Origin of the sequence: Limosilactobacillus difficilis (assembly GCF_947387495.1) — a bacterium.
Classification (GTDB): domain Bacteria; phylum Bacillota; class Bacilli; order Lactobacillales; family Lactobacillaceae; genus Limosilactobacillus; species Limosilactobacillus difficilis.
In genome coordinates this window covers 1-23,746 of record NZ_CANDNU010000029.1, presented here as the reverse complement: position 1 = coordinate 23,746, position 23,746 = coordinate 1, and the positions used below count along the sequence as shown (strand labels likewise).

Genomic DNA, 23,746 nt, shown 5'->3' with positions numbered 1-23,746 from the left:
AAAGGAAAAGAGAGACGAATGAAATCCGAAGGATTTATCCATCTCTCTTTATTATTAGGGACTTATGTCACAGCCCCGCTTTAATGGACATAGCGACTGACAAAGCGCTGCACGTGGCGCTGATACTGGCTGGGTTGCGTCTGGTAAGAACTGGCATGCTTGGCACCCGGAACAATCCAGAGTTCCCGCGGTCCGCGTGTAGCGTGATAGTTCTGGTAAACCATCCGGGTCGGAACGAAGGTGTCGCTTGCGCCGTGAATGAAGAGCATCGGACGATAGTTGTGATGCAACGCCGCTGTCGAGCTGGCTTGCCGCAAAAAGAAGCCGTTGAGGGCGCGATTATAAAGACTCATCGCCGTCTCAAACTGTACCGTCAGAAAAGCCGGCAGGTGGTATCTAGCCTGGGCCTCGTAGCTGAGTTCACCGAGCACGCTACTGTAGCCACAATCTTCGACAAAACATTTAACTTGCGACGGCAAGTGGAGCCCGCTGGTCATCATCGTCGTCGCTCCGCCCATGCTGACGCCGAACATCACTATCCGGCTATCCTGGCCGTTATGCTTGATAATACGCTTGATCCACAATCGCTGGTCATTGCGTTCAGGCCAGCCATAGCCGATCAATTTCCCCGTACTTTGGCCATGAGCACGGGCATCGGGCAGCAAGACATTATAGCCCATCTTGTGAAACATCGTCGCGTAAGCCCCCATCGTCTCCTTACGATTCATAAAGCCGTGGCAAATTAGAGCTGTTTTATCAGTCCGGTGGGTGGCTGGAATGTAGTCCGCCACTAGCCGATCTCGTCCGTTAGCAGCTCGCATCACCCAGTGCTGCTTGGGACTGTCGCGGAACCACACTTCTTCTTTGTATAAGCGGTCCGTCCGCCGAATCGGGTGTTGACGGATAAAATTCTTGTGACTGCGAACAAACGCAATCTGGAAAAAGACGGCACCGCCGATTAGATCCAGCACGATGATGGCGGTCACAACCCAAGCGATAATTTTAGGCCAGCGTCTTTTTTGACGTACGGTGGCAGGCATAATTTTCCTCCTCATTAAATCCTTTGAATATCAAACTAAGTGCCTATTTTATCATCTTTCCCCGGCCAGGTCACGCTCCGTGGAAAATGTTCGTTGAGGGGTTTAAAATAAAGGTTATCAGAACAATTAAAGGAAGTGAGTAAATATGTTTCCAGAAAGGCTCCGGGCCCTCCGGCGGGGGCAAAAAATCACCCTTAAAGAACTAGCCAGTGAACTGAACGCCCACCTTGCACCGGGCGAGCACGCCAATACTGCTTCACAAATTGGTAACTGGGAACGCGGCATCCGGACACCAAGCTATATCGAAGCCCGCAAACTGGCGGAATATTTTGACGTCAGCCTGGACTACTTGACCGGACGCAGCGAACGTGACGACTATGATTTGGGAAAGCTCTTCTTTTCCGGCAAAAACCTAACTTTCAATCACCAAAAATTAACTGATGAAGATCGTTACGAAATCTTCCAGCTCATCGACGGCTACCTGAAGGGTCGCAATAACCGCCGGGATACCGACAAATTCTATGGCAAACAAGAAGAACTAAACCTGCATTTCTAGGGGGCGGCGATTTGAACAAAAAGCAACTGAAACGCCTGAAAAAACTTGCAAAACAAAAACAGCAACAAGATTCCGAAGACTACATCGTCGAGCTGAAGCACTACGCCCAGCTTTTCGATGGTATTCCCCAAATCAAGTTGTTGATCAATAACGTCTTGGAGAGCGATCGGCTGATCCAACAGGGCCTTTTGCCCCAGCCACTGCCAAAGCTGCTGTTGCCCGACAATAGCCAGGACCTCGTCTACCAGAAACTACAGAAAAAATATCCGGCTCACGATAAACGAGGCGACCAACTGTGGGACCAGTACAATCAAGCCCTGCCCAAACTTGATCGCCTGTTGCGCAACTACCGGGACTACCTAGAAGACCGCTACGGAATGTGGTCCTACGTCAACGTCGGCTACATCAAAGCCCTCAGTGAATACTTGGCCGGTGCCCCCGTACTGGAGATCATGGCCGGCAATGGCTACATCTCCGCCGGCCTAGCCAACCTCAATCCTGGCCAGCAGATTTGGACTACCGATAGTAAAGGCTGGACTAAGGAAAACCAAACCGGCCGACACCCAGTCACGGATGTTGAAAAGCTGGACGCTCTGGCCGCCATCAATAAGTACGGCAAGCAAGCAAGGTACGTTATCATGTCCTGGTCTCCTGACAAACTAACCATCGACATGGACGTCCTCCAGCTCATCCGTCAGCAATTCCCCGACCTTAAACTCCTGGTCATCGGTGAAAAAGACGGAGCCACCAATTCCCCGGCATTTTGGCAGAATGCCAAGCTCTCGCAAAAAGGTTTGGAAAAAGTCAACCAAGAGCTTCAGTCTTTCGATTTGATCGACGAACAAGCCTACTTGGCACATTGAACAAACAGTAATAACAAAAGAGGCGCTGGCAAATCATTGCCAACGCCTCTTTCTGTGTCTTGATATTATCTCAGGAACAAGCCGCAGTTCACATACGCCTTGCTCCGGGCACCCCGCAATCCGGCGAGTTAACGTGCCCCACTCGAAAAATCATCTCCGCTCGCGCGGAACAACCAATTATGGGTTGGTTGCTTGACCTCTCGACTCATCGCAATATCTAAACTAACACGGCACACCTTAAAAAGCAACTATTTACTCTTTTTGCTGCTCTTGGTCCGCTTAGCCGGCTTCTTTTTTGCTTTTTCAGCTGCCGCCTGCCGGTTTTCGTTGATCATCGCCAGGTGACTCGTGATCCACTCCTGGGCAGATTTCACGAAATCCGCAGCTGACTTTTGGCTTAATTCATCCGCACTCGCTAGAAGATCAATCCGAAAGCCAGACCGGTTCACGTCATCATTCTTGATGGTGAGGTAAAGGTTAACCGCCCGTGGATCATCACCCTCGATCAATTTCGGCAGCAAGCGCTCGCTTTCTCCCATCGGAATGTTGATGAGATTGGTTTCCAGACGAATCACCGCTGATTGTTGGTGGGCCAGCTTGACGTCCCACTGGTAACTGGCCAGGTAGCCGCTGTCAAGCTGCTCGATGACGTAGGTGAGGCCGGTCTGGATAACCTTGACCCGCTGGACCTTGGCCCCCGTCACCGTAGTCTGTTCACCGTGAATTTGATCCGCCTTCAACTGGGCTAAATAATCACTTACGCTGATTTCCATGTGCTGATCCCCTCTGGTTAATCCGGTCAATATCATATTGCCGCCGTTGCTGAATTCCGTACCAGATGCCGACGACGCTAATCACAATCCCCAGGATGCTGAGAATTTCGATCGACAGCCCGTAAGCTGAGGATTTCGGGCTGACGGTGATGAAGCCGCCAAAATCTGCTGCTGCATAGTAAAGCATCACCAGGATCGTCACATAACCGCAAAAGCGCATCCGCAACGCCGCCAAGACAGTCACGATAACCCATAGAGCAACAATCAGTCCTGCTCGCCATAGCACTTCCCCACTCAGGAGATTGGTCCCCGTCTGGTGAAACATCACCAGATCAATCACCAAAGCGATGAGCATTGCGATCAGAGAAAAGGCAATGACTTTTGATACATTCTTCATCCAAAATTCCCCTTTGTGTCAATTAAAAGATAACCACGGGTTCGTCCTTATCAACGTTGTTCCAAACCTCGTCAATTTGACTTGGCCGAACATTCAGGCAACCGTGAGACCCATTGCTTTGCCAAGCGCTTGAGCTCCAGTCATCCCGCCAACTAGCATCGTGGATCCCACAACCGTCTTCGGTAAACGGCATCCAACGGCTAACCTTGCTGGCGTAGTCTGAACCGTTGCTGTTCTTGCCCCGCAGAACACTCGGGCTCTGTTTGTAGCCAATGTAGAAGACACCCGTTGGGGTATTGTCGTTACCGTTATTGGTCCCGGAAACGATGTCAATGCTGGTAACGACCTTGTTATTTTTGTAAACCCACAGGTGCTGCTTGGCCAGAGAAACGGCAACGTAGTTCTTACCGATACCGCCATTAGCCTTGACACCATAACCGGTGCCGTAGATGTTAAAGGCGTTCCCCTTCAGGTAGTTGCCGCCGTTAACACTCTGCTTGTTAGTGGTCAGGGCGTTGGCGATGGCATTAGAGGCCTTTGAAACATCAATATCCCAGCCATAGGTCTTCGCCTTGACTGATTTAACCCCTTCCGGCGTCGTTACGTGGTAAGTCTTACCCATCGTCGATTTTTCACTATTGATCTTATTTAGCTGACTCGTGATTGCAGCGGGGTTAACGTGATAAGCACCATCTTCGTAGGTCGTCCCGTTTAACAAGTCGTTGGCCTTGAAAGTGTAGGTGCTGCCGTTCAAATTGTAGCTAACCTTCCGGCCAACCAGAGCTTGGAGATGAGTCTTCGAACTCTGGGTGCCCTGGTAATATTTCTGGAAATGCTGTGCCCGACCAGGCAGCATCCGCCGCTGGTCGTTAAACATTTTTTGGATATCAGTAGTGGAGAGTTTCTGTTCAGACCCCAACTTTTTATCACGCACAACCTTGCCGTTCTGAAAGACCAATTTTCCTTCCTGATTGGCATTGACTTTTGATTGTGCTTGGGAAACGGTCATCCCCCCAACGTTAATCCCATTAATCGTGACATTGTGGCGGAAATGAGTGCGTGCCCGCATTTGATAACCACCGAATAGAACAATTACTAACAGAATAACGAGCCCGATAATCAGGTTCTTGTTCCTCTTCAAAGTATCCACTTCCTAAAAATCAAATTGAGTTTTACATAGATACGGTTATTTTACCATATTTCATAGTATAATTAAGTGCAAAAAGCTACTAGATAGTAAGAGGAGTTATTAATTAATGGAGCAAATTCATTATCAACGAATTTTGGCACCAGTGGACGGTTCTAAAGTGACCGCACGCGTCGTGGATCACGCCACGGCGGTTGCCAAACGCAACCATGCCCACCTCGATTTACTGAATGTGGTTCAGATTAACCAGATCAACGATGGTTATGCCAAGGCACAGTCGATCAGCGGTGATCAGGCATACAACCTCGTGACTTTAACCGAGGCCCGCTTAAACGACCTGAAACGGCGAGCCAAAAAGAATGGCCTTGATGACGTTTCGATCCACGTTCGCTTCGGCAACCCGAAACGGGTGATTGCCCGCGACTTCCTGCGGGATCACCACAATGACTTGATCGTGATCGGCGCTACCGGCTTATCCAGTGTCGAACGGATGCTGGGCGGTTCCGTCACCCCTTACGTGGTACGTAACGCCCCGTGTGACGTTATTGTGACCCATTAAAGACCCACCCGTTAATTCGGTCGCCCTGCGGTACTGATATTTTCATCAGTACCGTTTTCTTTTGCCCCACTAAAAAAGCGCCCGTCCCTCGTCAGATTCTTGATCCGACAATTGACAGACACTTACTTAATTAATAGTCTGTAAACTCCTCGGTGAAGTTAGTCCAGGCCTAATTCATCTTTCACTAATTTTTGAACTTCTGGCGTCGTGTGGCAGTCGTTGATTGCCTTGTCAGCCAGTTCAGCACACTTCTTGGTGTCCAGCTTGGCCATCATGCTCCGGGTCCGCAAAATGGACGTTGCACTCATCGAGTATTCGTCCAGGCCCATCCCCATCAGCAATGGCAGAGCCAACTGATCGCCGGCCATTTCACCACACATCGCAGCCTTGGTACCATGAGCGTGAGCAGAAGTAATCACGTGCTTGATCAACCGCAGCAGAGCCGGGTTCAATGGCTGGTAGAGGTAAGAAACAGAATCGTTCCCACGGTCAGCAGCAAAGCAGTATTGGATCAAGTCATTAGTCCCGATACTGAAGAAGTCGACGTGCTTGGCCAGTTCGTCGGCATAGATCGCTGCCAGTGGCACTTCGATCATCATACCGAGCTTGATGTTGTCGCCGAGATCAGGATGATCCTTTTGCAGGTCTTCCTTGCATTCGTTGAAGATCTTCTTGGCGTCGAGCAATTCTTGCAGGGTGGCAATCATTGGGAACATGATTTGGATTGGACCAAATTCAGAAGCCCGGATCAAGGCCCGTAGCTGGGTCTTGAAGATCTCCGTCCGGTCCAGACAAATCCGGATAGCCCGGTAACCCAGGAATGGGTTCATTTCTTCCGGAAGTGGCAGGTAGGTCAGCGGCTTGTCACCACCGATGTCCAGAGTCCGAACAACAACAGCCTTGCCATTCATCCCTTGAACGGCCTTCTTGTAGGCCTGGAACTGTTCGTCTTCGGTTGGCATGTGGTCGGATCCCATGTACAGGAATTCGGAACGGAAAAGGCCAACTCCATCGGCACCCTGCTTGACAGCGTCAGCAACGTCGTCAGGAGTCCCAATGTTTGCGCAGATCTCAAAGTCCTTGCCGTCCTTAGACTTGGAAGGAGCGTCGACCAACTTGGCCCATTCAGCACGTTCCTTTTCAAAGGCAGCTGCCTTAGCCTGGTATTCCTTAACCTCATCAGCGGAAGGATCAACAATTGCTTCACCGTGCAGGCCGTCAACGATGACCGTCTGGCCATTTTGAACGTCGGCAGTAATAGATTCAGAACCAACAATAGCAGGAATCCGCAACGTCCGGGACATGATCGCAGCGTGACTAGTCCGGCCACCCATGTCTGTAGCAATCCCCTTGACGTACTTCTTGTCCATTTGAGAAGTATCAGAAGGCGTAATTTCATGAGCAATGATCACTACCGGTTCGTCAATTGCGGCAATGTTTGGCAATTGCTTGCCGAGCAGGTGGCTCAAGGCACGCTTGGAAACGTCCTTTACGTCGGCAGCACGTTCTTGCATGTACTTGTTGTCCTTCATCGCTGCTAAAGTTTCGGCAAAGCCATTCATGACATCACTAGTGGCTTCTTCAGCTGAAACCTTCTTTGATTCAATTTCGCCCTGAATCTGCTTCTTCATTTCAGGGTCGGAAAGAATCGCAATGTGGGCGTCAAAGACAGCTAATTCGTCATCACCAAGACGACCCTTGGCGTTTTCCTTGATCGTGCTCAATTCGTCGATCGAGGCATCAAAGGCCTTGGTTACCCGAGCAAACTCGGCATCGGTATCACTAATCTGTTTCTTGTCAAAGCTGAGATCAGGATCAACTAACAAGTAGGCTTTGGCAATCCCAATCCCATCACTTGCGGCAATCCCTTTAACAATTTTTGACATAATGTCCTCCTTACATCTCTCATGAAATACATTAAATGTACCGTAGTGCTTATCATTATACAACCGTTTTCAAGAAAAAACTAGGAAAAGAAAACGACCCCCTAGAGAACTCTAGAGGGTCATTTTGGTTAGCGGTTGAGATTAATCAAACTCAGGGGTGAGTTTAGTTAAGGCCATGCCACTTCCAGTCTTTGATTTCAGGAAGGTCAGTACCTTCGTCACGGATGTATTGGTTGTGCTTTGCAACCATGTCATCCATCTTCTGGCAGAATGAAGCTGACTTTTCAGCGTAGCCAGGGATACTTTGGATAGCGTCCTTAGCCAAGTGCCAACGGTCAAGTTCGTTCAGAACACGCATGTCGAATGGAGTGGTGATGTCACCATTTTCTTCGTAGCAGTGTACGTGAATGTTGTGGTTGTGACGGTCAAAGAAGATGTCCTTGATCATTGAGTCGTAACCGTGCCATGCGAAGATGATCGGCTTGTCAGTAGTGAACAGGTCATCAAATTCTTGGTCAGACAGACCGTTCTTGTTAACCTTCTGAGTCTGGAGACGGTCGATGTCAACAACGTTGATGTAACGGATCTTCAGTTCAGGGAAGTTCTTGTGCAGCAGTTCAATAGCTGCCAGTGATTCTTCAGTTGGTTCCGTGCAAGTTGATGCAAAGACAACGTCTGGTTCGGAACCTTGGTCAGTAGATGCCCAGTCGATGTACTTCAAACCGTTGTTAACGATTTCAGTAGCTTCATCGATGGAGAACCATTGCGGACGTGGGTGCTTGGAGGTAACAATGATGTTGATGCATTCAGTGTCGTTGAATGCCTTGTTACCAACAGCCAGCAGTTCGTTGGTGTCGGCTGGCAGGTATTCGTGTACCAAGTCTGGACGGTTCTTTTCGAACATATGAGTCAACAGACCTGGATCTTGGTGAGTGTAACCGTTGTGGTCTTGTTGGAACACAGTTGAAGTGTTAATGAAGTTCAGAGCTGGGTAGTCCTTACGCCAGTAGTTTTCTTGAGCCTTACGCATCCACTTCATGTGTTGAGTCAGCATTGAGTCAACAACACGACTGAATGATTCGTAAGTTGCGAAGAAACCGTGACGACCAGTCAGAGTGTAACCTTCAAGGAAGCCTTCACACTGGTGTTCTGACAGTTGTGAGTCGATCACACGACCCTGAGGTGCCAGGTTTTCGTCGTTTGGTTCTTCGATGTCTGCTTCCCATTGACGCTTGGAGTCGTCAAGGAGAGCGTACATCCGGTTAGACTTAGTTTCGTCAGGACCGAAGCCACGGAAAGTAGTTGGGTTCAGCTTGGAAACTTCAGCCAACCACTTGCCCCATTCGATCATGTCTTGCTTGATAATCGAACCAGGCTTGTCAAACTTGATGGCAAACTTGCGGTAGTCAGGCAGGTTCAGTGGCTTAGGGTCAAGTCCACCGTTAGTGATTGGGTTAGTGGACATACGTTGGTCAGGAGTTGGAACGTTTTCTTCGACGAGGTCTACTGGGTGACCGTTTTCGTCAAACAGTTCTTCAGGCTTGTATGACTTCATCCAGTCAACAAGCATGTCCTTGTGTTCCATGTGGGCTTGGTCAACCGGAATTGGAATCTGGTGGGCACGGAATGAGTTTTCAATCGGGTTGCCATCCAGGTCCTTCTTTGGACCAGTCCAGCCCTTAGGTGCACGGAGCACGATCATTGGCCAACGAGGCATCTTTTCGTCATCGTTTTCACGAGCATTCTTTTGAATGTCCTTGATTTCAGTGATGACAGCGTCCATCGTCTTAGCCATTTCTTCGTGGGCTTCCATGTGGGACTTGCCGTAAACATTGACAAAGTGAGGGTCCCAGCCCATCCCACCATAGTACTTGGTGAGGTCGTCATCGCTCATCCGAGAGATGATAGTTGGGTTTGAGATCTTGAAGCCGTTGATTTGAACGATTGGAAGAACGGCGCCGTCTTTAACTGGGTTGATGAAACGGTTGGAGAACCATGAAGTTGCCAGAGGGCCAGTTTCTGATTCACCGTCACCGATTTCAACAGCAGCGATAACGTCAGGGTTATCAAGGATAGCACCAACACCGTGTGACAGTGCGTAACCAAGTTCCCCACCTTCGTGGATTGAACCTGGAGTTTCAGGTGCAGCGTGTGAAGCAGTCCCACCAGGGAATGAGAAGTGCTTGAACAGCTTTGCCATACCTTCTTCATCCTGGGTGTATTCTGGGTAAATGTCCGTGTATGAACCATCCAGGTATGAGTTGTTAACCATAACTTGGCCACCGTGACCGGAACCTTCAATGTAGAACATGTTCAGGTCGTACTTCTTGATCACACGGTTCAAGTGTGCGTAAATGAAGTTTTGTGGAACAATAGTGCCCCAGTGACCAATTGGCTTAGGCTTAACGTCTGAAGCCTTCAGGTCACGACGGAGCAGTGGGTTATGCATCAAGAACAGCGTACCAACTGAAAGGTAGTTAGCAGCACGCCAGTAAGCATCAACACTTTCCAAGTATTGCTTGGAATCGTAATCAACTGCCATCTTAGATAAACACTCCTTAAATCAAATCTGTTTAAGCTGACACAGCGTAAATCATTTAATCAATTTACACTAAGTATCATAACGCAATTCTTCCATAAGTCAACCTCTTTTGGAATTGATACGGTCCAATTATCGAAGCGCTTCACTATACCATTTGCACCCGTATATCTTCCCGTTTCAATTTGGCCCTGACATCATCAAAAACAATTGGGCCGTCCCAACATTTTGACCAGCTTGACCGCTTCCAAAATAATCTTGTAAAAATACCGCTTATTCTTCATTTAAGTTCACGAAAGTGTTGTATTTCATGTACTTGTAGTGGACCCGCATGTTGGAAACTTCAAAAGGTGTTCCGTCATCTAAGAAAAAGATCCCTTCCATAAGTGCAACCGGCTCCTCAACCCTGAGATTAAGGTACTGGTGGTCCTGGTGCTGGGACGGGGAGACGGAAATAGTCATAAAGGAGCGGGTCACCGCCTTACCCTTATCTTTTTCTAGGTAGTTAAAAATTGAACCCTTAACAACGGCTGGTGACAAGGTTGGGGCAATTCGAATGGGAATATAACCCGTTTCAATAATGAAGGGATCATTATCTGCCAGACGAAGACGTCGGATCTTATAGACAAATTCATCCGGTTCCAGGAACAAGTCTTGTTGAATTTCAGCGCTGGCTGGGATGACCTTGTAGTCCAGCAACTGGATCCCCTGCTGTTTTCCATCCAGCTGGAAACTATCCGTAATCCCGATATTGCTGCCTTCGTAATTGAACATTGCCCGGTTCTTCAGATAAAGGGGGTTGATGAAGGTCCCTGAACCCCGCTTTTTGAAAATAATCCCCTGCTGGGCCAGGATCCCGAGAGCCCGCTTGATGGAGCTGCGACTTACCTTATAAATTTTGCTAAGCGTTCGCTCATCGGGAAGTTTCATTTCTGGATACTCGCTATTCAGGATTCTCTTCTTGATATCCCGCATTACCTTGCGATACACCAAATCTGCCATCGTGTTTATGTCTCCTTTTTCTTCCGACGGTTAATGATATAATTATTAATAGTATAACAGACATTTAGTAATGGGTTGCATTTCGGAGAAAATTGGTCCGTCCCAGAACTAAAATTATTTGTTTGAAAGGGGAACTGCACTGCATGAGTAAAAAGAAAAAGCGGCTCAAAAAGACCCAGGTGGAGCAAATACTGGACAAAAATAAAATTTCGTATGAATCGGCAGTTTTTCCAACCCACCAGGATGGTGATGTCCGCACTCTGACGGTCGACCACGGCTCACTGGATGAACACCAAATCTACAAGACTTTAGTGCTTTCTGGTAAGACCACCGGTCCCCTCGTCGGGGTCGTCCCAATCGATACCCACCTAGATGAAAAGGCCCTGGCCAAGGTTTCGGGGAATAAGAAGGTAGAAATGGTCCCGCTAAAAAAATTACTAGCAACAACTGGCTACGTTCATGGGGCCAACACTCCCGTCGGGATCTACGAAAAATACCACTACCCGATCTTCATCGACAATGACGCTAAAGTCAGCGGGGAGATCTACGTTTCCGCGGGACAGATTGGTCGTTCCGTCAAGGTAAACGCGGAGGACCTCGCCCAATTAGTTCACGCCCAGTTTGCTGATTTGCAGCAAAAATAGCTTAGCATTTTAATTTTCGAAAGGCGGTAATCACTATGGATAGAAAACGTTCTGCATGTACCACTGTTTTGGTCGGAAAGGACGCCAGCATTGACGGTTCAACGATGGCAGCCCGCAATGACGACACTGGTAAACCCTTAAATCCCGTTCGTCTAGTTTCTTACCCGGCCTACCATGACCAGCCCAACCAGGTAAAGGCCTACCTCAACCACTTCATCGGCGAACGGCCGGCTGACGGCTATCGTTATCAGGGGGTCCCGAACGTCGACCTCAAGAACGAGGGGACGTATGACGAAAGTGGCTTTAACGAAAAAAACGTCGGTATGAGTGCCACGGAGAGTGTCTACGCTAACGAACGGGCGTTGGCCGCCGATCCCCTGAACACCGAGAGTGGGATCAACGAAGACGCCATCGTCGCCACGACCCTTCCCTTCATTAACAGTGCTCGCCAAGGGGTTCAGTATCTGGGACAGTTAGTGGCCCGCTATGGTTCCGCCGAAAGCAACGGTGTAATCTTCATCGATAAGGACGAGATCTGGTACATGGAGATCGTTACTGGTCACTGCTGGGTTGCTGAACGGATCCCCGATGATTCTTTCGCCGTCACCGGTAACCGGATTGCCATCCAGGAAGTTAACTTCGACGACCGAGACAATTTCATGTGGTCCAACCACATCCGCGATTTCGTAGAACAGCACCACCTCAACCCGGACCTCCACGGCTGGAACTTCCGGCGGATCTTCGGAACGGCCGACGTTTTTGACCAACACTACAACACCTGCCGCCAATGGTATGGCCACAAGGTCTTGAGTCCAGACGTCAAGCTCGATCCGCTGGACTTCGACCTGCCGTTTATCATGCGGGCCAGTCACAAGATTACCCTGGAAGAAGTACAGCGCGTCCTCAGCAGCCATTACCAGGGCACACCTTACGATCCACTCGGGCGGCTGGGTACCGAAGAACAAAAGCACTTCTTCCGGCCAATTTCCCTGAATCGCACCCAGAACTCCCATGTCCTGCAAGTACGTCCCGACTTGCCAGATACCGCTTCTGCCATTCTTTGGCTCTGTGTCGGTATCCCATCGTTTACTCCTTACGTCCCGTTCTTCAACAATGCTGCTGATATCGACGAGTCCTACCGGCAGACACCAATGAAGATGAACATGGACCTGAAGAGTGCCTACTGGATGTACCGGGGACTCTCGATGCTAGTGGAAAGCCACCACGCTGAATTCTCTAAGCCCGACCTCGACTACCTGAAGGATGCCCGCCAGTTGTTCCACAGCTGGGTTGACAAGACTGCATCCCAGGTTGCCGAAATGGATGCAGATAAGGTCAACGCCTTCCTCAGCCAGGCCGAACATCAACTGGTTGCCGAGATGGCCAAACGGACCAAGAAACTGATGGCTGACTTGACCATGCAGGGGCTTGAACTCTCCAAGCTGACCTTCCAGATGGACGAAAATTTGTAAAACAAAGCAAGACACAAAACGCCCCAGCGACCACAATTGGACGGCTGGAGCGTTTTTTTAATTTTTCTTAATCGGTTGCGGGTGCTGGTATTTGGCCATCAGACGGAGCATTTCAGCTGAGCGGAGACGGTAAACAAAGGCGTTCACCACTAAATTCAGCATCTGTTCATTAGTCTCGACCAAATCCTGGTTGTGGGGAGCGGGTTGGTTCGCTAACTTCGCATTGAGGAGGTCGATGAAGCGATTGTAGATCTGCTGGGGATAATTATTAAGCGTCAGCTGACTGATGGCGGTACTGATGGAAGAAAGAGAGTATAAGTTTTTAAAGAGGGAAATCGTGAGAATCGTCGCAATTTGAAAACGGGCGTACTTCTTTTTAACTGGCGCCAGGACGAGGCCATGCTTGACATAGTTATTAATCATCGACCGGGTAACGTCTACGAGGCCTAGGGTATTGAGCTGTTCATTGACGACAGCGACGACCTGGTCAACGTAGAGATCAATCCCCGGCAAGTCGTCCCAATGCCCAAAACTGATCTTGCTTAACCGGCGCTCCCATTCTTGATATTCTTCACTAATTGTCATTTTTTTGTCCTCCTAGCCCGATCGACTGATTCACGTAGCGATCGGTTGTCATGGCTGTTGCTAATAAGGATGCAAGCTGTTGGCGACCAACCTGCAAGCCAGCCAGTGGTTCACCCTCGGCCGTCACCGCTGCTTTCGTTTTCTCTGGGATAACTTCGGGAACCCGCACGGCGGTATAAGGCAGCTCTAATTCGTCAATCATCTTAACCGCGTACTGGTGAGCATAAATCACGTCCTCATAGTGTTTACCATAAAGCTGCTGCTCCTGCTCACTCGTCAAATCGCCGCAAATTCCCGCGGCAGTCAGGACGACAAGCTTTTGCGACGGCACCGGGCTTTGGTCAACATAACTCACCAGGCCGTTGACCAGTTCATCCACGGGAGCCATCACGGCAGGAAGCCAACAGAGCGTCGCAGCGGGCGGCAATTGTGCATCAAAATTCGGCTGAATCCCGACCGCGCGCGGCCTCAATTCCCGAATGACGGCTTGGGCCAAGTCTTCTTGGTGTTGGTTTACGATCTCCAGTACCATTTGCATCCCTTCATCTTCTTATTATTGTTAGTAGGCCATCAGTTCATCCTTAATCGACGCATCGGTAATCCGGACGTCGGTAATGGTATTTTGCTCCAGTAATGGCAACAAAGCTTGGATATTGCCAGAGAAAAGCATCCGGGTTTCGTTCGGGGCTTCTTCCAGCATCTGGGCACCAAGTTTTTCGGCTGTCTCTGCTGGAAAACCGGTGCCGGTGACTGTCACTACGCAATCGCTGCTGTCATGGGTTGGCAGTTGACGGGTTGACGTCAGATGTCCCCGGTCAAAGTAATAGATCGCGTCAGCCCACTTCAGCATCGTCGTTACGTCATCACTGGCCATCATGACCAGCGAGTTGGTCTTCCGGGAGTAATCACGCAACAGCGACCATGCCCGCGTCACGTTGGCGGACTCAAGCTTGTCAAAACGCTGGTCACACATGATGAAACGCCGCTTGGCCAAGACTGGCAAAGCTAACTCCAGAAGTAGGTGCTGCTGCTCATCTAAATCTCGGCAACGTACTGTCGTTGGAATTCCCAGCTCGGTCAAAATTGCTTGTGCTTGTTGTTCCGACACTGCCCGCGATTCTCGCTTCAGCAAACGACTGATCAGTTTATCAACCCGCAGCCGCGGCTTCATCGACCGGTCAGTGACCCAGGCGATAACCTGATCACCATGGCGCCCGAAAGATGATGGTTCCCGGCCATCAACCGTCAATTGGCCTTCCCCCAAAGGCAGTTGACCGCTGACGGCAGCCGTGATCGTTACCAGCAGCTCCGAATCATTGCTACACAGTGCAATCAGGTTAGGCGACCGCCACTCAAAGTTTGCGTCCGTCAGTCTTGTTCCGTTCTGGGCCGCCAGGCTAACCCCATCAGCAATTATTTCTGCCACGATATTTCCCCCTCGATGATTTGCTTTACTTTATATAATAATACACAAGACTAGCTAATAGCCAGCGGGGAAGCCGTGAATATCCGGTGAACTATCGGCAATAATAAACAAGCGTGATATACTAGTGTGAATAGTCACTAAAAACTAACTTTGTTATAAGAAACGGGGAATCATTAAATTGGACGACGGTCAGATATTAAGCAATTTTGCTATTATCATCGTTACATTTATCTTTGCTGCGTTTTTTGTCTTTGCAGAATTTGCTCTGGTGCAAACCCGGGTCACCGCTCTGCGCGAGATACAAGCGAAGCGCAAGAAGCCTTCGCAAAAAATCAATCGCGCTTTGAACATGGTAACCAATCTAACCGAGTATCTATCAACTACCCAGGTTGGGACCTCGGTCTGCGGGATCATCCTTGGTTGGGTCGGTGAAGACACCATCGAGTCTCTGCTGGCAACCCTCTTCAAAGCACCGCAATTACAACTAAACAACGGCGCGGTTCATGCGATCAGCTCAGTGCTTGGCGTGATCATCCTGACCTACTTTGAAGTGGTTTTGACAGAAATTGTGCCGAAAAACATCGCGATTGATTTACCGGTCAAGATCCTAATGATCGTGGTCACACCACTTCATTACTTCCACGTTCTCTTCTATCCTTTCGTGTGGTTGCTCAACGTTTCGGCGAACGGTATCGTAAAACTCTTCGGCCTGCAGCCAGCCGACGAAAATAAACAGGTTCTCTCCCAGGGCGAAATCATCAGCCTTTCCCGGAATGCGGTCCGTGGCGGTGAAATGGACCGGGCTGACCTGGTCTATATGGAGCGAGCCTTTGATTTCACAGACAAAACCGCCCATGACGTGATGATCGACCGAACGCGGCTGACGGTGATCGATGTCGATGATTCACTGGAAGACGCCATTAAGCTCTACGTTCAAAGCCAGTACAGCCGCCTGCCAGTTGTCGCTGATCATAATAAGGATAAGATTCTCGGTTATGTCTTTAACTACGACCTGATTCGGCAAAGCCGTTCTAACCCGAATGTTCCGTTGACTAAACTGATTCGGCACCTGCCAACTACTTTGGAGAATACCCTGATTACCGATATTTTGCGGCAAATGATTCGGACGCGAACGCCAATGGTCGTCGTAGTCGACGAGTATGGTGGCACCAGCGGGATCGTCACCGATAAAGATATCTACGAAGAACTGTTCGGAACTGTCCGGGATGAAATCGACAACGTTTCCGACGACATCATTAAAAAACGGGATGATGGCAGCTTTGACGTCGCCGGCAAAACGACCATTTACGACTTTGAACGCTACTTCAATGTCGATTACAAAGAATTTGAGCAAACCAACTCAGTCACTATTTCCGGCTACCTGCTCCAGGCCCACCCACACATTCACGAGGGTGATCAAATCAAGCTCCACGACTTTCTTATCACGATTACCAAGTACGAAAACTCTTTCGTCTTGTGGATCAACGTTAAGCTGACCGCCTCCGCAAATAACCACCCTGACCAGGGGAAACAAGCCGACCAATCCGCCAAGACGGACCAACAACCAAATTAATTCTGCTGGTTCTGGAAAGGCGAACCCACAAGAGGGCAAAATGGATTATAATGTTTTAGTGACACAAAGTAACTAACAACAATAATTTTGTAGAAGAGGATTTCCAATGGCAGCTATCAATATTCTTTATATTTCAATCGAAGGCAATACGCGGTCCTTTTTAACTCACCTCCAAGCCTTCGCGAAACAACAACATAGCATTAACCCGAAAAACGCGGAAATTACCCTTCGTGAAATTACTAATCAAACCATTCCGGCACCGGAAAGCAAGCCCTTCTTTGTCTTCGTCCCTACCTACCTCGATGGTGGCAACGGGATTGACTCCGGTTATACGGAACTGATGACCAATTCACTGGGGGAATACATCGCGTCCAACCACAATGCTGACAAATGTTTAGGCATCGTCGGCAGCGGCAATAAGAATTTCAACGAGCAGTATTGTCTGACTGCCCGGATGTACGCTTACCGTTTTAACGCGCCGTTCTTAGCTGACTACGAGCTGCGCGGGACTTCCAAAGACGTCGAGCGAGTCTACGAAATTTTGGTCAAACGAATTCAAGAAGTTGAAAAGAAAAGCGATTCCAAGGACCAATAAACTTGGGACAACACAAAAAAAACGCCCATCACTTGGCAGATGCCAAGCGATGGGCGTTTTACTTTAGTCCTCCTGGTTCACTAAACCAGCACAAATTGCCCAGTTAATGCCGAAGCGATCGACAATGTAACCAAGTTTGCCGCCTAACTGATAGGGGCCGAAAGGAATCGTCACTCGTTGCTGGTCCGAGGCGCTGACCCGCTCAAAAAATGACTTAGCGGAGCCTTCATCATCACCAAAGTCCAACATAATAGCAACTTGTGATGACGACTGGGGCTGACCCATGATGGCATCGGCACAGACCAAACGCTGACCGGCAATGCTGAACTCGGCATATGCCGTCGTCGCTGATAGATCATCAACCTGCAAGCCTAAATGCTCAGCCTGTTCTTTCGTAAAAGGCCTTTCGCTTAAAATCGTCGCACCAAATTCTTCTTGGTAATATTGAAGGGCCTCCCCAGCATTTTCAAAAGTCAGGTATGGGTATAATTTTGCGTTCATAATTTCCTCCGTTTTAATTCACAAGTTGATTATATGTGGGAAAGCGGACTCCGTCAAACCGTCGACAACTAGCAACCACTTCCTTAAGGTTCTTCGCCAACCTGTATCCCCATCGATTTAAACAGTCCCCAGAGTAGTCAAATTACTATGTAAAACGTTTTATCAAACTATCTTCTGTGCTATAATGGCCTGAGTTTAGGAACAACGAAAGGACAGCACATCTAATGAATAATTCAATTCGCCATAGCCGTTTGCTGATTCCTGGTATCTTTTTACTCGGCGCTTGCATGCGGACTCCAATTACTTCCATTCCATCAATTGTCAAAGAGATCGCCCAGTCGTTTAACATCCCTGAAACCAGTCTCGGAATCTTGACGACGATCCCACTCCTCTGTTTCGGCCTTTTTTCGGTCGTCATCCCGGCACTGAGTCGACGTTGGGGCAATGAGGTGACTATCGCGGTTAGCCTCGCCCTGCTCACCATCGGCTCATGGCTGCGGATCTTCAATTATTCGATGCTCATTTGGGGAACCATCCTGGTTGGGGTCGCCATTACCTTTATCAACGTCCTTCTGCCAGCCCTCATTACCGATAACTTGCCGTCACGAGTGGGATCGATGACCAGTCTCTACAACGTAGCGCTCTCCCTCTTCAGTGCTATCGGGGCCTACGTAATCACCCCGCTAGCCCAGGCAGCTGGTTGGCACTTTGCTGTCACAATTCTCAGCTTGCTCCCGCTGGTCACCCTGCTCCTGTGGCTGCCTAACCTACGTTTTAACCACCGAGATCGGCAAACAGCTGCCAAAGGGGCCAATATGTGGAAAAATCCCCGTGCCTGGGCCATGTTGGTCTACTTTGGCGCCTCCTCTTTTATCTTTTACACTGTCGTAGCCTGGCTCCCGGCCATGGCCGAAAGTGCGGGAATGAGTCACAGCAGTGCCAGCGTCATCGCCAGTCTCTTCCAGCTGTTCTCTCTCCCAGCTTCCTTCCTGGTTCCCGTTTGGGCTGCCCAGCTGCAACGGCGCCAAGTGCTGGTCCTGGGGACCGGCATCCTCGTCATTATCGGGACCGTCTTTTTGACGCTGCCCATCCATAATTTTGTTTACTACGCCTTGATCAGTGCCTTGCTCGGACTCGGCACGGCCGGCACCTTTTCCTTCACCATGGCCCTCTTCAGTCTGAAGACCACTAACGCCGCCGACACCAGCTCCTTGTCCGGAATGGTTCAATCACTGGGCTACCTGCTTGCTGCCCTCGGACCAGTGGTAATCGGCCAGCTGAAAGCCAGCACCAGTAACTGGTTACTCAGTGAAATCGTGATGCTTATCGTGACCATCGTCTTCATCGTTGCCGGTTTAATCACTGAGAAGCAAAAATTGATCTAGGGACTAGGCGCAACCGCTGTGACTGTGTTATATTGTTATCGAACATTTGTTCTAGCAACGATTCAGAGGCGCAGCAACATTGAAATTACCACAATATCCAATCGACGAAGCTGAGCAACTTGCTCAGCATTTTTTTATTCATCACTACCATGACCGGGGAATGTTGAAATGGCAAGGCTTTTTCTTATCCGACCACACTTCGGCACTCCAGCGGAACCAGGCAAAGCAACCCGAACGGCTAAGGGCTGCCCAACCCCCGGCAGAATTAAGCCAGTATCTGGAGCGTGCATGGCAGCAGCAAATCTCGGTCCATATCCAACTCAATATTTTAGATGAAAACCAGCGACCGCTGGCCGTCGATGGCCAAGTGATGGGTGTCAACGCCGATCGGGTGGTGATCAAAAAAGTGGATCGCCATTACTGCCAGCTTCCCCTGAACATTCTACGTAGCGTCGTTTTGTCAAATTAATTGGCGGATCCCTTGCGTTAAAGCTAGCTCGAAGGTCTATATTATTAACCGTCGGAAGGACATTTTCGTGCATTTGCCTACCGGAAAGTCTATAATAAGGGACGCAAAATTTTAATTAATCCATCCGTCTAATCTTTTGAAGGAGTGATTGAATTGTCAGAAAATCGTGTAGTTATCACCCTGTTCGGGGGTGTTGGCGACCTTGCAAGACGCAAGTTATACCCTTCACTGTTTGAGCTCTACAAAAAGGGCTACCTGGGTGAACACTTTGCCTTACTCGGTACCTCTCGTCACCCGCTGAGCGACGAAGAATTCCAAAAAATCGTTAAGGAATCAGTTAGTGGTGTCAAAGAAAATAAGCCGGGTCAGGCCGACCAATTCGCTACCCACTTCTTCTTCCAGTCACATGACGTCACCGACGCTGAACACTACAAGGTCCTCTACAAGCGCATTGCTGACCTTGACGAAAAGTTCGGTGCTGAAGGCAACCGCCTCTTCTATATGTCAGTGGCTCCCCAGTTCTTCGGCACTATTGCCCGCAACTTGAATAACAAGCACTTGAAGCCAAGCAACGGCTTCAACCGTTTGATTATTGAAAAACCGTTCGGCAATGACTTCGAATCAGCTAAGAAACTGAATGACGAACTGTCTGAAACCTTCCGCGACGACCAAATTTTCCGGATTGACCACTACCTGGCCAAGGAAATGATCTTAAACATTGAAGCCCTTCGCTTCGGCAACCCGATTATCGAATCCATGTGGAACAACAACTACATCGATAACATCCAAGTGACCCTGAGTGAAGACCTTGGGGTTGAAGAACGGGCCGGTTACTATGATGATTCTGGTGCCCTGCGGGATATGGTGCAAAACCACATTATGCAAATCGTGGCTCAGTTAGCAATGGAAGAACCCGTTGCCTTTACTGACCGCGATGTAATGGCCGAAAAGGTAAAGGCTCTGCGGAGTCTGCGCAAGTACACCCCGTCCGAAGCCGACGCCAACTTTGTCCGTGGTCAATACGAAGCTGATGGCGAGGGCGGTCACCAGTACCGTGAAGAACCTGGCGTCAACCCGCACTCTAATACCGAAACCTTCGTGGCCGGCAAGTTGATGTTTGACAATTACCGTTGGTATGGTGTCCCGTTCTACATCCGGACCGGGAAGAAGTTAGCCGACAAATTCACCCGGATTGATATTGTCTTCAAGAAGCCGGTTTTGGACATCTTTAAGAACCCGCACGGTTACGAAGACGACACCCAAAACCTGCGTTCCAACGTCTTAACCATTTACGTTGAACCAACCTCCGGCTTCTCGCTGCGCCTGAACGCCAAAAGCGCGGGCCAAGGCTTCACCACTATTCCGGTCGACCTCGACTATAAGCAAAGCGACGAATTCCATGATGAAACGCCTGGTCCATACGAACGGCTCTTCCTCGATGCTCTAGAGAACAACCACACGAACTTCGCTTCTTGGCCACTGATCGCCTACTCCTGGAAGTTCATCGACGTGATCCGTCATCTTTGGGACATCGAAGAACCTGACTTCCCGAACTACCAGCCAAAGACAATGGGGCCAAAAGCGGCCGATGACCTCTTAGCTCGCGATGGCCGGCACTGGGTTTACCAAGCTAAAAACCACCAGAACGAAATTAACAATAAATAACTTTATCAAAAAATCATTTCAATAATCGCATAATTCTGATCTCAAATATTACATGTGACTTTATTATGCTAAAAATTCGTTGTTTGCTATAATACAAATAAATCATTTAAGGAGCGTGAATTTGATGTCTGATCAAAAAGCACAAATTGGTGTTGTCGGCTTAGCTGTCATGGGGAAAAACCTCGCTTTGAACATTGAAAGTCGTGGGTTTACGGTTGGTGTCTACAATCGCCACCGCAACCGGACCGACGAAATGATGAAGGACCACAGCGACAAGAAGTTAATTCCAAGCTACACGATTGAGGACTTCGTCAAGTCGCTAGAAACCCCTCGGCGAATCTTGATGATGGTCAAGGCCGGGGCAGCGACCGATGCTGTCATCAATGAACTGCTGCCGTTGCTAGACAAGGGTGATGTCCTGATCGACGGTGGGAACACCAACTTCCACGACACCATGGCCCGCAACGCCAAGCTGGACAAGTCTGGGATTAACTTCATCGGCATGGGCGTTTCCGGTGGTGAATTAGGTGCTCTTCACGGTCCATCACTGATGCCCGGCGGTCAAAAGGAAGCTTATGATTTGGTTGCCCCAATTCTGACCCAGATTGCAGCGAAGGCTAAGGACGGCAAGCCGTGTGTTACCTACATCGGTCCTAATGGTGCCGGTCACTACGTCAAAATGGTCCACAACGGGATCGAATACGGTGACGAGGAACTGATCGACGAAAGTTACAACATCATGCGTAACGTTTTGAAGATGTCAGTTGACGATATTGCCGCTACCTTCCACGAATGGGACCAGGGCGAACTGAACAGCTACTTGATCAACATCACCGCTGATATTCTCACTCGCAAGGACGATCTAGGTGCCGACAAGTCCAAGCCGATCGTTGACATGATCCTTGACCGCGGTGCTAACAAGGGAACTGGCAAGTGGTCTTCCGAAACTGCTCTCGATAACGGCGCTCCACAATCTGTCATTACCGAAGCGGTTTACGCACGTTACATTTCGATGATGAAGAAAGAACGCCTGGCAGCTAACAAGGAATTGCCGCAGGAAACCAACGCTCCTGAACTGTCCGCCGACGAAAAGAAAGAATTAGTGGAAAAGATTCGCCAAGCCCTCTACTTCGGTAAGGTGATGTCCTATGCCCAGGGCTTCGAACAAATGCGCATTGACGCTGAACACTACAACTGGGATCTGAAGTTTGGCGAATTAGCGCAGATCTGGCGCGAAGGTTGCATCATCCGCGCTCAATTCCTGCAAAAGATCACCGACGCCTTCGCTAAGAACCCTGACCTGAAGAACCTGCTGCTGGATGACTACTTCAAAGACATCGCCAAGAAGTACCAGTTGGCGATCCGGGACGTTGTGGCTCTGGCTGTTAAGGCCGGAATTCCGGCCCCAGCCCTGTCAGCTGCCATCAACTACTACGACTCCTACCGGGCTGCCGTGCTGCCGGCTAACCTGCTGCAAGCACAGCGTGACTACTTCGGTGCTCACACTTACGAACGGGTTGACCGCCCAGGCAACTTCCACTACAGCTGGTACGAAGAACAATAATTAATTTCCATTATTGGTCAAATCACCGTTGCCCCCAGCTTTCTTTACCATAATTTGTGGGTAAAGCCCAAGCCAGCCAATTAAATTTGCCCAGGAAAGGGCTTTCATAGCACAATGTGGTTGACAAATGGCGGCTGGACGCAGACAATAGGAAACGTACAAAAGTTAATCTTTCAACTCAGTACACTGTTTACTTTCATGCATAATTGGAGGAAATAATAATGCAGGATCTTAAGATCAAGGTATATTCAGACGGTGCCGTACTTGACGACATGAAGAAGATGGCTAAGCACGACTACCTTAAGGGCTTCACCACTAACCCATCACTGATGAAGCGTGCGGGCATCAAGAACTACATGGACTTTGCCACTGAAGCTGTAAAGGACTTCCCTAACTACAGTATTTCATTCGAAGTATTCAGCACTGACCCTGAAACTATGCTGAAGGAAGCTCACAAGATTACCGCCCTTGGCGACAATGTCTTTGTTAAGGTTCCTGTATGCAACGAAAAGGGTGAACTTAACACCAAGGTTATCAGCAGCCTTTCACACGAAGGCATCAAGGTTAACGTTACTGCCATTGCTACTGCTGACGAAGTTAAGGCAGCTACTGAAGCAGTTGACCCTAACGTTCCTTCATACATGTCAATCTTCGTTGGCCGTGTTGCTGACGCTGGTAACGAATGGGTTGACTTTGTTAAGAAGTCTGTTGAATACGCACACAAGCTTCCTAAGTGTGAAGTTCTCTGGGCTTCAACTCGTGAAGTAGCCAACATCTTTGACGCACAAAAGATGGGTGTTGACATCATCACCGTTCCACCTGCAATTCTTGAAAAGTTCAACGCTAAGCGTGGCCAAACTCCAATGGAAATCTCAAAGAACACCGTTGATGGCTTCAACAAGGACATCAAGTCCCTTGGCTTCAGCATCTTGGACTAATTAAATAAGTTAGCTAATCCTTAACTAACCCCCTTAAGCTCCGCTTTTTAGCGGGGCTTTTTTATTGCCACAATTATTCTGTTTTTTTAAACTGAGAATTTACAATTCAAGTGCAACATAAATTAAAAAAATAACCCATAACGGGTAGAATTAGTTTAATAACCAAA

At 49.0% G+C, this 23,746-nt stretch carries 23 protein-coding genes; 12 read left to right on the top strand and 11 right to left on the bottom strand.

All coding sequences use genetic code 11. The annotated features are described in order from the left end of the window. Window positions 1–80 precede the first annotated feature (80 nt). Complete coding sequence (locus QOR82_RS06350) at window positions 81–1,040, bottom strand: alpha/beta hydrolase (RefSeq protein ID WP_283583940.1); 960 nt, start codon at window positions 1,038–1,040, stop codon at window positions 81–83. A 145-nt stretch (window positions 1,041–1,185) separates the two neighbouring features. Here QOR82_RS06350 and QOR82_RS06345 point away from each other — a divergent pair, with 145 nt between their 5' ends. Beyond that, on the top strand, window positions 1,186–1,596 hold the full coding sequence (locus QOR82_RS06345) for a helix-turn-helix domain-containing protein (protein ID WP_283583939.1): 411 nt from the start codon (window positions 1,186–1,188) through the stop codon (window positions 1,594–1,596). An 11-nt stretch (window positions 1,597–1,607) separates the two neighbouring features. Further along, the gene (locus tag QOR82_RS06340; protein ID WP_283583938.1) at window positions 1,608–2,459 is read left to right on the top strand and encodes an SAM-dependent methyltransferase; all 852 of its coding nucleotides are present in this window, start codon (window positions 1,608–1,610) and stop codon (window positions 2,457–2,459) included. 248 nt (window positions 2,460–2,707) lie between these two features. On the opposite strand, the gene QOR82_RS06335 is transcribed toward QOR82_RS06340, so the two are convergent. Genes QOR82_RS06335 through QOR82_RS06325 form a run of 3 tightly spaced genes read right to left on the bottom strand, consistent with a single transcriptional unit; the run spans window position 2,708 to window position 4,770 of the window. Further along, on the bottom strand, window positions 2,708–3,232 hold the full coding sequence (locus QOR82_RS06335) for a hypothetical protein (RefSeq protein ID WP_283583937.1): 525 nt from the start codon (window positions 3,230–3,232) through the stop codon (window positions 2,708–2,710). Beyond that, entirely contained in the window at window positions 3,213–3,629 is a 417-nt protein-coding gene (locus QOR82_RS06330) for a hypothetical protein (RefSeq protein ID WP_283583936.1), read from the bottom strand. The genes QOR82_RS06335 and QOR82_RS06330 overlap by 20 nt, the downstream gene beginning before the upstream one ends. Window positions 3,630–3,651: 22 nt before the next feature. Next, window positions 3,652–4,770 (bottom strand): L,D-transpeptidase family protein, encoded by a 1,119-nt coding sequence (locus QOR82_RS06325; RefSeq protein WP_283583935.1) that lies wholly within the window; start codon window positions 4,768–4,770, stop codon window positions 3,652–3,654. Between the two features lie 115 nt (window positions 4,771–4,885). On the opposite strand from QOR82_RS06325, the gene QOR82_RS06320 reads away from it, so the two are divergent. Then, window positions 4,886–5,335, top strand: a complete 450-nt coding sequence (locus QOR82_RS06320) for a universal stress protein (protein WP_283583934.1) — start codon at window positions 4,886–4,888, stop codon at window positions 5,333–5,335. 158 nt (window positions 5,336–5,493) lie between these two features. On the opposite strand, the gene ptsP is transcribed toward QOR82_RS06320, so the two are convergent. From ptsP to QOR82_RS06305, 3 genes are all read right to left on the bottom strand, one after another. Continuing rightward, window positions 5,494–7,221 carry a phosphoenolpyruvate--protein phosphotransferase gene (gene ptsP / locus QOR82_RS06315; protein WP_283583933.1) on the bottom strand — a complete coding sequence of 576 codons (1,728 nt, stop codon included), beginning with the start codon at window positions 7,219–7,221 and terminating at the stop codon, window positions 5,494–5,496. 163 nt (window positions 7,222–7,384) lie between these two features. Beyond that, entirely contained in the window at window positions 7,385–9,763 is a 2,379-nt protein-coding gene (locus tag QOR82_RS06310) for a phosphoketolase family protein (RefSeq protein WP_283583932.1), read from the bottom strand. A 270-nt stretch (window positions 9,764–10,033) separates the two neighbouring features. Beyond that, the gene (locus tag QOR82_RS06305; RefSeq protein ID WP_283583931.1) at window positions 10,034–10,762 is read right to left on the bottom strand and encodes a GntR family transcriptional regulator; all 729 of its coding nucleotides are present in this window, start codon (window positions 10,760–10,762) and stop codon (window positions 10,034–10,036) included. Between the two features lie 143 nt (window positions 10,763–10,905). Here QOR82_RS06305 and QOR82_RS06300 point away from each other — a divergent pair, with 143 nt between their 5' ends. Together QOR82_RS06300 and QOR82_RS06295 are read left to right on the top strand one after the other, a co-directional pair. Next, entirely contained in the window at window positions 10,906–11,406 is a 501-nt protein-coding gene (locus QOR82_RS06300) for an aminoacyl-tRNA deacylase (protein WP_283583930.1), read from the top strand. A gap of 35 nt (window positions 11,407–11,441) precedes the next feature. After that, window positions 11,442–12,878: a C69 family dipeptidase gene (locus tag QOR82_RS06295; RefSeq protein ID WP_283583929.1), complete on the top strand. Its 1,437-nt coding sequence runs from the start codon at window positions 11,442–11,444 to the stop codon at window positions 12,876–12,878. 57 nt (window positions 12,879–12,935) lie between these two features. On the opposite strand, the gene QOR82_RS06290 is transcribed toward QOR82_RS06295, so the two are convergent. Genes QOR82_RS06290 through QOR82_RS06280 form a run of 3 tightly spaced genes read right to left on the bottom strand, consistent with a single transcriptional unit; the run spans window position 12,936 to window position 14,889 of the window. Next, window positions 12,936–13,463: a DUF1836 domain-containing protein gene (locus QOR82_RS06290; RefSeq protein ID WP_283583928.1), complete on the bottom strand. Its 528-nt coding sequence runs from the start codon at window positions 13,461–13,463 to the stop codon at window positions 12,936–12,938. Next, a complete protein-coding gene (locus QOR82_RS06285; protein WP_283583927.1) occupies window positions 13,453–14,001 on the bottom strand; it encodes an NAD(P)H-binding protein in 549 nt (182 codons plus the stop codon). The genes QOR82_RS06290 and QOR82_RS06285 overlap by 11 nt, the downstream gene beginning before the upstream one ends. Before the next feature lie 21 nt (window positions 14,002–14,022). Then, window positions 14,023–14,889, bottom strand: a complete 867-nt coding sequence (locus tag QOR82_RS06280) for a multidrug ABC transporter ATPase (protein WP_283583926.1) — start codon at window positions 14,887–14,889, stop codon at window positions 14,023–14,025. 178 nt (window positions 14,890–15,067) lie between these two features. On the opposite strand from QOR82_RS06280, the gene QOR82_RS06275 reads away from it, so the two are divergent. Then, window positions 15,068–16,462 carry a hemolysin family protein gene (locus QOR82_RS06275; protein WP_283583925.1) on the top strand — a complete coding sequence of 465 codons (1,395 nt, stop codon included), beginning with the start codon at window positions 15,068–15,070 and terminating at the stop codon, window positions 16,460–16,462. Between the two features lie 106 nt (window positions 16,463–16,568). Continuing rightward, window positions 16,569–17,057, top strand: a complete 489-nt coding sequence (gene nrdI / locus QOR82_RS06270; RefSeq protein ID WP_283583924.1) for a class Ib ribonucleoside-diphosphate reductase assembly flavoprotein NrdI — start codon at window positions 16,569–16,571, stop codon at window positions 17,055–17,057. A 63-nt stretch (window positions 17,058–17,120) separates the two neighbouring features. Here nrdI and QOR82_RS06265 read toward each other — a convergent pair whose 3' ends face one another. Beyond that, the gene (locus tag QOR82_RS06265) at window positions 17,121–17,558 is read right to left on the bottom strand and encodes a VOC family protein (RefSeq protein WP_283583923.1); all 438 of its coding nucleotides are present in this window, start codon (window positions 17,556–17,558) and stop codon (window positions 17,121–17,123) included. A 224-nt stretch (window positions 17,559–17,782) separates the two neighbouring features. Here QOR82_RS06265 and QOR82_RS06260 point away from each other — a divergent pair, with 224 nt between their 5' ends. From QOR82_RS06260 to QOR82_RS06240, 5 genes are all read left to right on the top strand, one after another. Then, complete coding sequence (locus QOR82_RS06260; protein ID WP_283583922.1) at window positions 17,783–18,943, top strand: CynX/NimT family MFS transporter; 1,161 nt, start codon at window positions 17,783–17,785, stop codon at window positions 18,941–18,943. 79 nt (window positions 18,944–19,022) lie between these two features. After that, window positions 19,023–19,412 (top strand): hypothetical protein, encoded by a 390-nt coding sequence (locus QOR82_RS06255; protein ID WP_283583921.1) that lies wholly within the window; start codon window positions 19,023–19,025, stop codon window positions 19,410–19,412. 153 nt (window positions 19,413–19,565) lie between these two features. Continuing rightward, the gene (zwf, locus tag QOR82_RS06250) at window positions 19,566–21,077 is read left to right on the top strand and encodes a glucose-6-phosphate dehydrogenase (RefSeq protein WP_283583920.1); all 1,512 of its coding nucleotides are present in this window, start codon (window positions 19,566–19,568) and stop codon (window positions 21,075–21,077) included. A 124-nt stretch (window positions 21,078–21,201) separates the two neighbouring features. After that, a complete protein-coding gene (gndA, locus tag QOR82_RS06245) occupies window positions 21,202–22,641 on the top strand; it encodes an NADP-dependent phosphogluconate dehydrogenase (RefSeq protein WP_283583919.1) in 1,440 nt (479 codons plus the stop codon). A 221-nt stretch (window positions 22,642–22,862) separates the two neighbouring features. Further along, the gene (locus tag QOR82_RS06240; RefSeq protein WP_283583918.1) at window positions 22,863–23,579 is read left to right on the top strand and encodes a transaldolase family protein; all 717 of its coding nucleotides are present in this window, start codon (window positions 22,863–22,865) and stop codon (window positions 23,577–23,579) included. The last annotated feature ends 167 nt before the right edge of the window (window positions 23,580–23,746 follow it).